Below are 14,483 nucleotides of genomic sequence, written 5' to 3' on the forward strand. Positions count from 1 at the left end.
AAATTGAGATTTACTGTTATTTCTTTTCATAGAAATTAAGTCTATTTCTTTTTCTTGTTTTAGTTCTAAAGTTAGCTTTTCACCCCATAACCTTTGTCTCCTATAATAGTTAAAGATTTATATAGCTCTGGCATATATTATCCTCCTATCATTCGTTGTGGCTATCAATGATAAGAGGATAATATAATTGTCAGAGTTTTTTATTAGTAAGTTTTACTAGCACAACAGGTTAAATTAGTCCTGACATTTCAAAAGCATCTATTAATTTTGTTTCCATCCATATTGCTTCTTCAGTAGTTGTATAACCACTGATATTTGATCTACATATTATTAGATAATCAATTATTACATTATTAAATATTAAAAATTTTATTATCTGATCTATTTTAATTATTATATCATCTTTATTTCGAATCTTATTCTCTAAGGGCCCATCAAACTCATTATATTCAAGAAAGTAATGACCCTCCCTAGAATAAGCCGCTACCTTGCTTCCAAATAATAATTTAAATTTATGATTATTATCTGTAATAAATGATTTATATTCATTTTCTGTAATCTCAATATTTCCATGTTCTCCAACCACATCATTGCACGAAAAGTAGTCTAAATCAATACTTAGAATAATTCTATTTTTCATAAAAGCTTCAATGTTTGTGTCTGGCTTAACCTCAAGTAAAAAGTTATTTCCTCCTCCACTTATTATTTCAGGTTTAATGCTTATCAACATATGGCTTTCACTAACAGCTTCTGTCTCTAATGTAAATTCCATATACTTTTCTAGTTCTCTATTAGAGAGCCAGAAAACAGAGTTAACTGCACCATAATAAATGGAAGAAATTATATAATCTGATATCTTAAGTTGATTAAAAGTAATATCATCCAATATTGGTGATATTATGTCTATTTGCTCTTTATCCTTTATAAGCTGATTCCAGCTATTTTGATTAACAATAGGCGATCCTAAATCATGGTGTTCATCTATATGAATTAAATCATATACTACATTATTTTTAAGATGAAAATGAACTATTTTCTTAAAAGCTTCATTATGTTCTGCTATAATTGTAATTTTTTCCACCATTTATCCTCTCCATTCCTCTATCATTAGGTATGACACACATCCCCAAGCCGACAAGATAAAACTTCTCTATGGAAGGTATTATTACATTAATGCAACAAACATTGTTTGAATCGTAAATAACTCTATAATATACATGTAAATTATTCGAGTCTAATTTTTCAGTTATAATATTCAATAATTCTTTAACCGTATACTGATTATTATTTTCTGTCTTCATCTCTACATTTACACAATTAATATTGTAATCCAAGAGAGCAATTCTTTTATAAACGGGGTATTCTTCAAAATTTATCAGTATTTGTTGGTCTTCTATCTCTAAATCAATATCATATAAATGAAATGCTTGTAAGCATTCTAAAAGTGCTCTTTCAAGTGCATATTCTGCAATTAATGATGTCCCAAACCCCTTTATAGGAATTTTAAAATCTGACCGTTTAAAGTATACCATATAGCTCGGAATTTTTAAATTACTTGTTATATCAACTATCTCCACTTCAGCCCCTACAGTTTTTTCTACTACATCAACAAGCATTAATAAATATTCATTCAAAGAACTCTTTTTAACTATCCTTCTAGGCTCCTCATTAATAAAAGAATCAATATAATGCATTGATAATGCATCTCGTTCAAGTAATTCATTAATAGCATGTATAGCAGCTTCTTCGAAACAAATTCCCATTGCAAAACCACTATTAGATACATATTTTAATACACTGTTCAACTTTTCATCAACAGTATAATTTAAATCTACGTTTATAAGAAATGCTGGATAAAAAATCTCACTAGCCTTATTAAATGATTTGTATCCAAAGCATTTAATATCTTCATCTATGTTCATATTATGAATATAATTTGTTGGAAATTCTTTATTTAATACGGGACACCTATCCAAAATTTCTTGAATCTTTAGATTAGTAAATTCATAATTCTTAGCATCCTCAGCATAATAATAATGTTCTAAAGTTTCAAAAAGTGCACTAGCAAGTGATTGTTCTCCGAATCCTTTCCCATTCCCTATTAAGTTGCCACCTAGCCAATCATAATTACTAATATTAACTACAGTTGTATTTATATGCTTATTACTTGATTTATAAGTATGAATACTATGATCTAAATTTAATCTATTTATATGCTCCTTTGCGAATCTAATTGCCTGCTTTGTATCTAAGGCTCTTTCTATATTCTTCACATTCACTCAACCTTTCATATTAGTTTGCTGACTGATACTTTTCCAAGCCTTTATTCCAAAAATAATATGATAGAATTCCTAAAATAAATATAAAAATTAAAAACCAAATATATTCCAATATATTAAACTCTTTACGAATAAAATCAACAATAGAATTTGTGGCTATAAACGAGGGAATAATTATGCTAAAAATAAACTTAATTCCTCTCGGATAAAAGTTTCTTGGTCTTGCAGAAAAATCCATAATATATTCTGGAAGAGCTAATAATTTTTCCGACTTCTCGCTCCAAAAAGATGTTATTACTACAATATGATTTATTAAAAATACAAATACAATATTTAATACAAACATAAGAAAAACTATGACAATTTCTAATAAACCTAACCTTATTGGCAAGAAAAAACTAAATGTGATTATAGAAATGATTAAACCTATAATACTTGGAATATCAACTCTATATAGAGAGTAAAAAAAGAATGAGTTCAATGGCCGAATAAGAATATAATCTAGTTCACCCTCAATTATTGATTCTGATAATATCTCATGTGATAATATAAAGAAGAATTGATAACCATATGTTATTATATTAAAAGAACTAATAAGTAAAAAATAATCATCCCTACTCCATCCTAACAATAAATCTGAAAACTGAAAGTATACATATCCTGCAATAAATTCAATTCCAATAAACATTATTCCAAATATTATTATACAAATCGATGTAAATCGATGTGACATCATCTCTGAGAAACTCTGATATAATAAATTCTTATATATCTTAAAATTCATTAGTTTCCACCTCCTTCATATTTTTTTAACCCTTTTTTGAAAATTCTTTTATATAGGATAAAAAATATAATTGCATAAAGTATGGAAACTAATGTTAACGTTTTAATGACTCTACTGTCATAATTCCCTTGAATAACTCTAGTTGTAAAATGTCCAACTATTGAAAATGGATTATATTTAATTATTCTATACATCTCATCTGGTAGTAAATCAAGAGGAAAATAAATTCCACCTAACAACATATAAAAAGCATTTAGGATTGGTCTTAAAGGCCAAATTTCAATAATCCAAAAAGATATGGTTGAAATTAACGATATCAACATAAAAAACATAATATAATTTACTACTAGCAACATAATTATCTGTAAAAGTTGTTTTTCTATAGCATTAATACCAAATATTAAAATTAGCATAGTATAAATAAATATAAATATTGATTTTTTTCCAGTATAATAAGCAAAAGATTCTCCTAATATACTCACTGGCCTAACTAACATTTCATTCAACTTTCCATTATGGATCATGCGCCCTAATCTAAATATTGGTTCAAATGAAAATAATAATCCTGTTGCTGTAGTTAATATAAGGTATATTACAATTTCACTGAAACTATATTTTTCAATTGTAACATTTGATGCATAAATGCTATTCCAAACAAAAATCCCAGTCATCAATTGAATAACATTAGATATTATTGATAATATAAAATTAAACTTATATGTTAATTCAATTAAAATTTGATTAATGGTTATTTTTATATATGTATTCATTATCAAACCTCCAAAAATATTTCAGAAAGTATATCTTCTAAATTTGGAGTATCTTCTCTAATAGAAAGAATATTAGCCAAATCTAAATTTATTGACTTTAATGTCCCACTAAAAAGCGTTATTTTGAAAGTCAAATCATTGATTTGACTTACAATCATTTCTTCGTCTTGTAAAAAAGGTAGCTCACCATTCTTACTCTCTATTATATATGAATTTTTAACCTTGAATTTATTGGACAAATCTGCAATTGAACAATCCTCTTTTTTTTCACCTTTGCTAATAATAACTACTCTCTCTGCTAACTTCTCTATATCTTTAATATAATGACTTGTCAGAATAATTGTAGTTTTTTTCTTTTTGTTTACTTCTAACAGAAATTTATGTATTTGATTTTGGCTATTAATATCTAAACCTATTGTAGGTTCATCAAGAAAAACTATTTTGGGAGAGTAAAATAGGGTACATACTAAATCAAATTTTGTTTTTTGCCCTAATGATAATTTTCTTACTGGAGTATCCTTCCATTGATGTAAATCAAGAATATTAAATAATTCCTTAATATTCTCTTCAAATACTGATGTGCTTACATTATACATCTCTTTGAGCATATATAATGTGTCCATAGGTGGAAGATCCCAAATCAATTGACTTTTTTGACCAAATAGTACACCTATATTTTTTAAATATTCTTTTCTCCTATTAAAAGGATTTGAACCTAAACAACTTATTTCTCCACTCTTTTTCTCTAATATTCCTGTTAAAAGTTTAATTAATGTGGTCTTACCTGCACCATTTGAACCCAGTAAACCTACTATTTCTCCTTCATAGATAGTCAAGTTTATATCTTTAATAGCATCAATTTGTATTTTTTCTCTTTTAAAAAAATCAGCAAGAGTTCCCTTCAACCCCTGCTTTTTCTCATAAGAAGTATATGAGTAATTTAAATTTGAACATTCTATAACTTTCTTTTCCATCTTATTTCTCCTTTACTAAATTAATTTCACACGATAAGTTTAGTTATCTTAAATACAGAATATAAATATTCAGTAAAACAAAATTTTATAAATTCTACACTTGAGCATTAAGTTCTTTTAATATTCTAATTTCTATAGGAGAAACTTCTCTTAATCTCATCAATTTTTTTGCTTGTTCTATATCCATATAAAATAGGTTGTCTTCCTCTAAATTGTAATTAGAGCATTCTATCATACTTACTTCACTACGCCTTCTACCCATAAACTTCACCACCTTTTTGCATTTGATATTGAATATTTATTAGATAAAAACTTATCGTGTTGAAACTAAAAAGCATTTCTAATATCGTATTATCTTTGATTTATTACATTTATCCACAGGAGGCTTGTACTGGGCAACTTTATAGTTTGATACTAAGCCATTTTATTTCATATTCTATCTATTTTTCTTCTAGATACTTCATAGCCTGCTTTTTTAAGTTCGACTTTGATTTTTCTTGTGCCCTAGTTATTTCTACTTGCTTTAAATATAGCAATAACTTTTGGTGTTATTTCATCTTCAGACCCTTTAGCTTTTGATTCATAGTAATAAGTACTTCGTGGGTGTTAAGTCATATTCAGATATAATATCATTCTTAGACTTACCACTTTCGTATAGTTTTACCATTTGATCTTTGAATTCTTAGGTATAGGTTCTTCTTTCTCTTTTTGTCATATAAACTCTCTCCTTTTTCTATTAATCGTTTACATAACCTTATTTTTATTGTCTAGTTTATTGTAACCTATCCAATTGAGTGATACCATCTTCCATTAGAATTTTTTAGTTGTACAGCAAGGTTCATTAATATACATTAAAACATACAGTAATATCAAAATCAACATATTTCGTTAGACAAGTTTTGCAAGAAACTCGAATTTTGTCTAACTATCTGTTTTCGTTAACTTTAAATTCAATTTAGTCATATGTTACAATATAAAAAAAATAAGCAGTTGTTTCCAAACAACTCCTTCAGTAATTTTATTAATAGCTTTACTTTGTCTCTCCATAAATTGTCTCCCATCATATTAAATCTATATTTTCATTGATATATGAAAATATAATTTATAATAAAATTCAACTACTTTTATAAAGAAATTAATGATATAATCTCTGTTGCATACATCTCTGAATATTGTATTAATAGTTAATAGTAAATAGGCATATTTTTTATAAAAAATATGCCTATTTTATATTTATAATTTAGAAAACTAATATTGAAAATCTTTATGTTAGTATATCTATAAAAGTATAATTCAATTCTTTAGATGTTATTTCAAGTATAGTTATAATAAACTAAAACAATACCATTAAACTACATATTTTCCAGTATAGAATGTATTTTAAATTTGTTTTTAATTATAACTAATAATAGACCAATGCCTATGAATAAAATCAGCTGATATATTAATATAAAAGACCATGGCATAGTTCCAGTATATAGCTTTCCTAAAACTGGTGCTATTATAGGCATTGATATGAAATAATTAAATAGATTAGCTGCCTTTACAGTTTTACTTCTCAGAGAAATCAACACTCCTAAAAAAGTTGTAAAAAAACATACTATTAAGGAATTGATAAATATAAAATATATGGCTTTAAAAGAATAAAAGTTGAAAATCAGATTTTTATATTCTATAAAATTCATTATTATAAATAATATATAGCTTATTCCAAAAATTATAGTCATAATAATTAAGGTCACAATGACTATATATATTACTTTTCCTAAAAAAATATATATCAATGGTACTGGAGAATTGAATAGAGTTTCTATTGTTTTTCGCTCCTTTTCTCCTGCAAAAGAGTCTGCTGTCAATCCAGAAGGAATAACACTGGCTATAATCTGAAACAAAAACCCCATTACATACCAGTTCCTATTTAATATACTCTCTTTTGAGGATATAGGTATCATAATTCCTATGACTATAATGAGCATTATATAATATGAAATAAACTCTTTTGATTTTAATAACTCTTTCATTTCTTTTTTTACAATAGCCTTTATCATATTGCATTTTCCTCTCTATGGCTGTCTAAATAAATTTTGTTTAAATCAAATATTTTATGCTCCACATTTATAATATTTAAATTATAATTTATAAGAACCTTTATAACCATATTTATATCATTTAAGCTGGGAATCTCCATCTCTATTGAGTTCCTATTAAACTTTGTGTAATCAATTTTATTATCTTTTAATTCCTTCTGTATTTGTTCTTTAAATGAAAATAAATCTTGAATAGTATCTATTTTAATTCCTATAGACTCTTTATTACTGGATAAACTGCTTACACTATCACTATATACAACATTTCCTTTTTTTATTATAGTGATATGTTCACATAACTTCGTCACTTCTCCTAAATCATGACTACATAAGACCACAGAAATATTTTTTATTTTAACTAATTCCTTAATAAGCCCATGAAATTCGTCTTTACTTATGGGGTCTAATCCATTGGAAGCTTCATCTAATAAAAGTAATTTTGGTTCATTGATAATCGCCCTAATTATTCCTGTCTTCTTTTTCATTCCTGTAGAGCAATCTTTAATGAGCTTATTTTTAAACTCTGAAATTTGAAACATTTTAAGATAATTATCTATTCTGCTTTTTAATTCTTTTTTTTCTATATTATAAAGCTTTCCATAGAACATTAAATTGTCATAAATACTTAATCTATCATACATACACATATTTTCAGATAAGACACCTATGTTTTTTCTAAGCTCATATCCATCATGAATTGGATTTAACCCTAATACCTCTACTTCTCCCTTATCCTGCTTATAAATTCCTCCTATAATCCTTATTAACGTTGTTTTTCCAGCTCCATTGTGGCCTAGTAATCCATGTATACATCCTTCATTGAAATCAACACTAATATTATCAAGAGCTATATTATCTCCAAATCTTTTCTGTACATTCTTAATCTGTACTATCTTATTCATTTATTTTTCCCTTTCTTTTTAAGATAATATCCATACCCCTTAGTTATAATTGCTATAGTTAAAAATATTGCAAAATATCCCCATTGACTCATTATCTCGCCTCCTATACTTAGAAAAGTTTCATTATTTTTTTGTAATTATCCTTTTCCTATGTAAATAGCCCAAATTATGATTAAAGTTGGCTTTATTATACTAATCTATAGAAAACCTTGTCAATGAATTTGGTTCGATTTTTTTAGACATAATTCGACTTTTTTGTTACTATTCACATTTTATATCAGTAAATATATAATATATAAAATACCTGCTGTAATCCCCGTGGATATGAAAAATCTATAGCTATCATTGCGCAGTTCAAAATTACGTTTTGCTGCATTTGCCCCTCCTGATTGTTCCCTTATAAATATATATCCACTTTGTCGAATAGCACTATTGCTTCCATAAGTAGAAAATATGCCAATAGTCAAAGTTATTAAGGCAGAAAACCCTAATACTTTTTTAAAATTTGCATCAGTAAGCAAACTTATTATAAAAGCAATCATAAGAACTATAATAACTGCAATTATTATTTTTTGTATGTATCCAACTATACCCTCCTTTATAAATTTTCTTTTTTCCCGTCTTTGCATAAATATCACCCCTGTTTTTATATTTATACTTAATATTACCACTATACCCCAGATTATCATAATATTAACAATCATTACAATATAAAAAAACAAGGTTGTGGGCGTCCCCACAACCTTGTTTTTTACTGTTATATATTATTCAGCCATTTTTTTATATTGTTCGTATCTATCCTTAGCATCTTTCTCAGCTGCAGCAAATAATTCATCTGCTACCTCTGGGAATGTTCTTCTTAATGAAGTATATCTAACCTCAGAGTTGATGAAGTCCATAAATGGTTCTGTTGGTTCTTTAGAATCAAGAACAAATGGATTTTTACCTTCATCTTTTAATCTTGGGTCAAATCTATATAAATGCCAGTATCCTGTATCTACAGCTTTCTTCTCTTGTTTAATTGTTGTACCCATACCAGTTCTTATTCCATGGTTGATACATGGTGCATAAGCTATAACTATAGATGGTCCGTCATAGGATTCTGCTTCTTTAAGTGCTTTCATTAATTGGTTCATATTAGCACCCATTGCTACTTGAGCTACATATACATATCCATAGGAAGTCATCATTAGACCTAAGTTTTTCTTAGTTACTCTCTTACCAGAAGCTGCGAATTTCGCAACTGCTGCTGTTGGAGTTGCTTTAGATGATTGACCACCAGTATTTGAATATACTTCAGTATCCATAACAAATATATTTATATCTTCTCCTGAAGCTAGAACATGGTCAAGTCCTCCAAATCCTATGTCATATGCCCAACCATCTCCACCAAATATCCACATAGATCTCTTGATTAGATAGTCCTTTAACTCTTCGATTTCAGCAAGGATTTCTTTTCCTCTTGCGTTATCTACTTCTTTATTTAATCTTGGTAGGATCATACCAGTGGCAGCCTTTGAAGCTTTTGCATCTTTCTTGCCTTCTATCCAAGCATTAAAATGAGTATTTAATTCTTCATCTATATTTAATTCAACAAATTCCTTCATTAAATCTTCTAACTTATCTCTCATTTGGCTAACAGCTACTGCCATACCATATCCGTATTCAGCATTGTCTTCAAATAATGAGTTTGCCCATGAAGGTCCTTTACCTTCTTGATTCTTGCAATATGGCATAGATGGTGCAGAACCACCCCAGATTGATGAACAACCTGTAGCATTGGCAATCATCATTCTATCACCAAATAATTGAGTAATTAATTTTACATATGGAGTTTCTCCACAACCAGCACAAGCTCCTGAGAATTGAAGTAATGGTTCTTGGAATTGTGAGCCTTTTATACTGAATTCATCCATTACATCAGTTTTAGCCTTAACTGTCATAGCATATTCCCAGTTTTTAGCTTCTACTTCATATTCTTCTTCAAATGGTGTCATAACTAAAGCTTTTTGTTTTGCTGGGCATACATCAGCACAGTTTCCACATCCTGTACAATCTAATGGACTAATTTGAATCTTGAATCCATATTCTTCTAATCCTTTTCCTGTAGCTTTTAATGTTTCAAATGTTTCTGGTGCATTATTTTTCTCTTCTTCGTTTACAAGAATAGGTCTAATAACTGCATGTGGACAAACATATGAACATTGATTACATTGAATACAGTTTTCTGGTATCCATTTTGGCACATCCACTGCTATACCACGTTTTTCATATGCTGATGTTCCATGTGGGAATGAACCATCTTCTCTGCCAACGAAAGTACTTACAGGTAAATCATCACCTTCTTGTCTATTCATTGGTTTAAGAACCTTTTCTATAAATTCCGGAACGTCTTTGTTATCTTCTACAACTTCAGCTTCAGCGTCTTTCCATGTTGCTGGAACATCTATTTTAACTAAGGAATCAATTCCCTTATCTACTGCTTCATAGTTCATTTTAACTACTTCTTCACCTTTATTACCATATTCGTCAACTATGGATTTCTTTAAGTGAGCAACTGCCTCTTCTAATGGTAATACTTCAGCTAATTTAAAGAAAGCTGACTGCATTATCATGTTTATTCTTCCGCCTAGTCCTATATCAACTGCCATCTTAGTTGCATCAATTGTATAGAAGTTAATATTGTGTTCTGCAATATATCTTTTCATTGATGTTGGTAGATGTGAATCTAGTTCTTCTTCATTCCATGTACAGTTTAGAAGGAATGTTCCGCCGTCTTTTAGTCCTTTTAATAAATCATATTGATATACATAGGATTGCTTTGAGCATGATATAAAGTCTGCATCAGTAATTAAATAAGTAGATTTTATAGGCTCATGTCCAAATCTTAAATGAGAAATAGTAACTCCACCTGATTTTTTACTGTCATATGCAAAATATCCTTGTGCATACATATCTGTATCGTCACCGATAATCTTTATAGCTTGCTTATTTGCTCCAACTGTTCCGTCAGAACCAAATCCCCAGAATTTACATTTAATTGTTCCCTCTGGTTCAGTGTTTATAACTTCTTTTATATCTAATGATAGATTAGTTACATCATCAACTATACCTATAGTAAATCTATCTTTTGGTTTATCTTGGTTTAAGTTTTCATACACAGTTAATATCTGTGATGGAGTAGTATCTTTTGAACCTAATCCATATCTTCCGCCAACTATAACTGGTCTTATGTCTGAATCATAGAATATGTTTTTAACATCTAAATGTAGTGGTTCAGCAACAGCACCTTTTTCTTTAGTTCTATCTAATACTGCAACTTTCTTTACAGTCTTAGGTAATACATCAAAGAAGTATTCTGGTGCGAAAGGTCTATATAGATGTACCTTAATAACCCCTACTTTTTCACCTTTTTCCATTAAGTAATCAATAGTCTCTTCTATAGTTTCAGTAACTGAACCCATAGCAACTATTACTCTTTCAGCTTCTGGATGTCCATAGTAGTTGAAAGGTTTATAATCTCTACCAGTTATTTTATTTATTTCGTTCATATATTCCACTACAACATCTACTACTTTTTCATAGTATGGGTTAGCAGCTTCTGCAGCTTGGAAATAAATATCAGGATTTTGTGCAGTACCTTTTGTATACGGTCTTTCTGGATTTAATGCTCTTTGTCTAAATTCGTTAAGTGCATCGTAATCAACTAGTTTTTCTAAATCCTTATAATCCATTACTTCAATTTTTTGAATCTCATGACTTGTTCTAAATCCATCAAAGAAATGTAAGAATGGCACTCTTCCTTTTATAGCAGCAAGATGAGCAACTCCTGCTAGATCCATTGTTTCCTGAACAGAACCTGAAGCAAGTAATGCAAAACCCGTTTGTCTAGCTGCCATAACATCTTGATGATCTCCAAATATACTAAGAGCATGTCCTGCTAGGGCTCTTGCAGTAACATGGAACACTGCTGGAAGTAATTCTCCTGCCATTTTATACATATTTGGAATCATAAGTAGTAGACCTTGTGAAGCTGTAAATGTAGTAGTTAATGCTCCTGCTGATAAAGAACCATGAACTGCTCCTGCTGCCCCTGCTTCAGATTGCATTTCTTTAACTAATACTTCTTGACCAAAAATATTTTTACTGCCATTAGCAGACCATTCGTCTACTAATTCTGCCATTGTTGAAGATGGTGTAATTGGATAAATTGCGGCTACATCAGTGAAAGCATAAGCTACATGGGATGCAGCCGTATTACCATCCATAGTCTTCATTACTTTTGCCATTTGTATACCTCCTTTTTATTATAAAACTAGTAAGTTTGTTGAAAAATTAACACTTTGCTAATCAAAAGTGTTTCAATACTTTATAACCATATTTTCTTACCCTTTAAGTATATGAAATATTGGGTAGAAAGTCAATCTTTGGAATACATAATTAAAGAGAATAGATTTATAGTTATTCTATATCTATCCTCTTAAATTGCAGAAATAGTTAAAAAAACTTAACAATTTAAAAACTTCTTTTTGGAATTATCATACATGCTATAATATATGCTATTATGCCAGGAAATCCTGCACTAAAAATAGATAATAATACCCATCCAAGTCGTACTAGAGTAGAATCTATTCCAAAATATTCAGCAATTCCTCCACATACTCCGCATATTTTCTTATCTGTATTAGATAAAAATAATTGTTTCATTTATTCGCCCTCCTTTTTCTTATTAAAATGATTATACAATTCTTCTGCCGCTAATTTATTCATCCCTTTTACTTCTGATAATTCTTCTATAGATGCCTTCTTTATTTTTTCTATACTTTGAAAATGTTTTAATAACTCTACTTTTCTTTTTTCTCCTATGCCCTTTATATCATCTAGCTCAGATTTAAACATCTTTTTAGTTCTTAATGATCTATGATAAGATATGGCAAATCTATGGGCTTCTTCTTGCACCCTATAAATTAATTTAAACCCTAGAGAATCTTCATTTAAACTTATCTCTTTATTATTATATATTATTCCTCTTGTCTTGTGAAAATCATCTTTTACTAGTCCACATACTGGAATGTCTAGGTTTAATTTTGTTAATACTCTAATAGCCACATTTACCTGTCCCTTTCCGCCGTCCATCATTATCAAATCTGGAAAGTTTGAAAATCCCTTTACTTCTATTTTATTTTCATTCATTAGTCGTTTTTCTTCTAAACCTCTAGTAAATCGTCTAGTTAAGATTTCTTCCATACTTCCATAATCATCTGCACCAACTATGGTTCTGATTCTAAATCTTCTATAATCTGATTTTTTTGATTCTCCTTTTTCAAATACTACCATAGAACCAACAGACTCCACTCCACTAATATTTGATATATCGAAGGCTTCAATTCTATTTAAATCGTTACTAATACCTAAGGTATTTTTCAATTCTTCTAAGGCTTTTTGGTTTTCTATTGCTTTCTTTAAAAATCTATCACCATATTTATTCAGCATATCTAAGGCATTTTTTCTAACCATATCTATTAATCCAACTTTATCACCACGCTTTGGTATTAGTATATTTATTTTAGTTCCTTTCTTTTCTCCTAACCATTTAGATATAGCTTCCATATCTTGAATTTCTTCTTCTATTATAATTTCTCTTGGTATATAAGAAGCACCAATATAAAATTGTTTAATAAATGAACTAAGAATTTCTTTTCTGTCTTCTTCAAAGGTATCTTCCAATATAAAATGTTCTCTGCCTACAATTTTTCCATTTCTAATAAAAAATATTTGTATACATACTTCTTTTATACCCCTAGCCATTCCTATTATATCTTGATCTACTAAATTAGTAGTGGATTCTATCTTTTGTTTTTCATGAAGTAAATTTAAAGAATTAATTTGGTCTCTATATTTTGCAGCTTCTTCAAAATCCAAGTTCTTCGATGCCTCTTTCATCTTATCCTCAATTATTCCAATTAATTTATCTTCTTTGCCATTTAAATACATGAGAACTTCATTTACCATTCCCATATATTGCTCTTCATTTACATTTTCACCTTGACATGGTCCTAAACATCTTCCCATATAAAAATTCAAACAAGGTCTAGTTTTTTTAGTATAGCTACTTAAATTACGATTGCAAGTTCTTAAAGGATATATATTTCTCAAAATTTCTATTACATCATTTACTGCATATACACTGGGATATGGTCCAAAATATCTTCCTCCGTCTTTTAATACCTGTCTGGTCTTCATTACTCTAGGATATTTTTCATTTAACGTTACTTTAATATAAGGATATTGCTTATCATCTCTAAGTAGAATATTATATTTAGGTTTATGCTTCTTTATTAAATTAGCCTCTAATATTAAAGCCTCTACTTCATTATCTACCATAATATATTCAAACTCAAAGATATGCTTAACCATGGCATTTACCTTAGGTGGATTGTTTTTTCCCGATTGGAAATACTGTCTTACTCTTTTTCTAAGAGAAATAGCCTTTCCTACATAAATTATCTCTTCGTTTTTATCCTTCATTATATAAACACCTGGTTTATCAGGTAGTTTTTTTAGTTCTTCTTCTATATCAAACATCAAATCACCTCATGCTTATGTCAATTTTAAATTTAAAATTGTTAATTAGAACCTATATTCTTATTATACCAAATTTATTTGCATTTAGATATTTAAAATGCG

The 14,483-nt window shown here is 28.7% G+C and carries 12 protein-coding genes; all 12 read right to left on the reverse strand.

Annotated features, from left to right (window positions below; translation table 11 throughout):
- Positions 1 to 229: 229 nt before the first annotated feature.
- On the reverse strand, positions 230 to 1,084 hold the full coding sequence (locus tag FYJ83_RS04750) for a peptide arginase family protein (RefSeq protein ID WP_154439190.1): 855 nt from the start codon (positions 1,082 to 1,084) through the stop codon (positions 230 to 232).
- Positions 1,050 to 2,273: a YcaO-like family protein gene (locus FYJ83_RS04755; protein ID WP_154439191.1), complete on the reverse strand. Its 1,224-nt coding sequence runs from the start codon at positions 2,271 to 2,273 to the stop codon at positions 1,050 to 1,052. Before FYJ83_RS04755 ends, FYJ83_RS04750 begins: the two co-directional genes overlap by 35 nt.
- A gap of 19 nt (positions 2,274 to 2,292) precedes the next feature.
- Positions 2,293 to 3,063 carry an ABC-2 family transporter protein gene (locus tag FYJ83_RS04760; RefSeq protein ID WP_154439192.1) on the reverse strand — a complete coding sequence of 257 codons (771 nt, stop codon included), beginning with the start codon at positions 3,061 to 3,063 and terminating at the stop codon, positions 2,293 to 2,295.
- Positions 3,063 to 3,833 (reverse strand): ABC transporter permease, encoded by a 771-nt coding sequence (locus FYJ83_RS04765; protein ID WP_154439193.1) that lies wholly within the window; start codon positions 3,831 to 3,833, stop codon positions 3,063 to 3,065. Before FYJ83_RS04765 ends, FYJ83_RS04760 begins: the two co-directional genes overlap by 1 nt.
- Before the next feature lie 2 nt (positions 3,834 to 3,835).
- Positions 3,836 to 4,807 (reverse strand): ABC transporter ATP-binding protein, encoded by a 972-nt coding sequence (locus tag FYJ83_RS04770; RefSeq protein WP_154439194.1) that lies wholly within the window; start codon positions 4,805 to 4,807, stop codon positions 3,836 to 3,838.
- A gap of 94 nt (positions 4,808 to 4,901) precedes the next feature.
- Positions 4,902 to 5,069: a hypothetical protein gene (locus FYJ83_RS04775; RefSeq protein ID WP_154439195.1), complete on the reverse strand. Its 168-nt coding sequence runs from the start codon at positions 5,067 to 5,069 to the stop codon at positions 4,902 to 4,904.
- 1,090 nt (positions 5,070 to 6,159) lie between these two features.
- Complete coding sequence (locus FYJ83_RS04780) at positions 6,160 to 6,855, reverse strand: ABC transporter permease (protein ID WP_154439196.1); 696 nt, start codon at positions 6,853 to 6,855, stop codon at positions 6,160 to 6,162.
- The gene (locus tag FYJ83_RS04785; RefSeq protein WP_154439197.1) at positions 6,852 to 7,796 is read right to left on the reverse strand and encodes an ABC transporter ATP-binding protein; all 945 of its coding nucleotides are present in this window, start codon (positions 7,794 to 7,796) and stop codon (positions 6,852 to 6,854) included. Before FYJ83_RS04785 ends, FYJ83_RS04780 begins: the two co-directional genes overlap by 4 nt.
- A gap of 272 nt (positions 7,797 to 8,068) precedes the next feature.
- The gene (locus tag FYJ83_RS04790; RefSeq protein ID WP_154439198.1) at positions 8,069 to 8,425 is read right to left on the reverse strand and encodes a hypothetical protein; all 357 of its coding nucleotides are present in this window, start codon (positions 8,423 to 8,425) and stop codon (positions 8,069 to 8,071) included.
- A 135-nt stretch (positions 8,426 to 8,560) separates the two neighbouring features.
- The gene (gene nifJ, locus FYJ83_RS04795; RefSeq protein ID WP_154439199.1) at positions 8,561 to 12,085 is read right to left on the reverse strand and encodes a pyruvate:ferredoxin (flavodoxin) oxidoreductase; all 3,525 of its coding nucleotides are present in this window, start codon (positions 12,083 to 12,085) and stop codon (positions 8,561 to 8,563) included.
- Between the two features lie 226 nt (positions 12,086 to 12,311).
- On the reverse strand, positions 12,312 to 12,503 hold the full coding sequence (locus tag FYJ83_RS04800; protein WP_154439200.1) for a PspC domain-containing protein: 192 nt from the start codon (positions 12,501 to 12,503) through the stop codon (positions 12,312 to 12,314).
- Positions 12,504 to 14,381: an excinuclease ABC subunit UvrC gene (gene uvrC, locus FYJ83_RS04805; protein ID WP_154439201.1), complete on the reverse strand. Its 1,878-nt coding sequence runs from the start codon at positions 14,379 to 14,381 to the stop codon at positions 12,504 to 12,506. It abuts the gene before it with no gap.
- Positions 14,382 to 14,483 lie beyond the last annotated feature (102 nt).

It is taken from the genome of Tissierella pigra (assembly GCF_009695605.1).
GTDB lineage: Bacteria > Bacillota > Clostridia > Tissierellales > Tissierellaceae > Tissierella > Tissierella pigra.

Bases quoted from the DNA above. Each gene is read 5' to 3' on its own strand.
- uvrC (WP_154439201.1), bottom strand. From the start codon at position 14,381: ATGTTTGATATAGAAGAAGAACTAAAAAAACTACCTGATAAACCAGGT.
- FYJ83_RS04775 (WP_154439195.1), bottom strand. From the start codon at position 5,069: ATGGGTAGAAGGCGTAGTGAAGTAAGTATGATAGAATGCTCTAATTAC.
- nifJ (WP_154439199.1), bottom strand. From the start codon at position 12,085: ATGGCAAAAGTAATGAAGACTATGGATGGTAATACGGCTGCATCCCAT.
- FYJ83_RS04765 (WP_154439193.1), bottom strand. From the start codon at position 3,833: ATGAATACATATATAAAAATAACCATTAATCAAATTTTAATTGAATTA.
- FYJ83_RS04760 (WP_154439192.1), bottom strand. From the start codon at position 3,063: ATGAATTTTAAGATATATAAGAATTTATTATATCAGAGTTTCTCAGAG.
- FYJ83_RS04790 (WP_154439198.1), bottom strand. From the start codon at position 8,425: ATGCAAAGACGGGAAAAAAGAAAATTTATAAAGGAGGGTATAGTTGGA.
- FYJ83_RS04770 (WP_154439194.1), bottom strand. From the start codon at position 4,807: ATGGAAAAGAAAGTTATAGAATGTTCAAATTTAAATTACTCATATACT.
- FYJ83_RS04780 (WP_154439196.1), bottom strand. From the start codon at position 6,855: ATGATAAAGGCTATTGTAAAAAAAGAAATGAAAGAGTTATTAAAATCA.
- FYJ83_RS04750 (WP_154439190.1), bottom strand. From the start codon at position 1,084: ATGGTGGAAAAAATTACAATTATAGCAGAACATAATGAAGCTTTTAAG.
- FYJ83_RS04800 (WP_154439200.1), bottom strand. From the start codon at position 12,503: ATGAAACAATTATTTTTATCTAATACAGATAAGAAAATATGCGGAGTA.
- FYJ83_RS04785 (WP_154439197.1), bottom strand. From the start codon at position 7,796: ATGAATAAGATAGTACAGATTAAGAATGTACAGAAAAGATTTGGAGAT.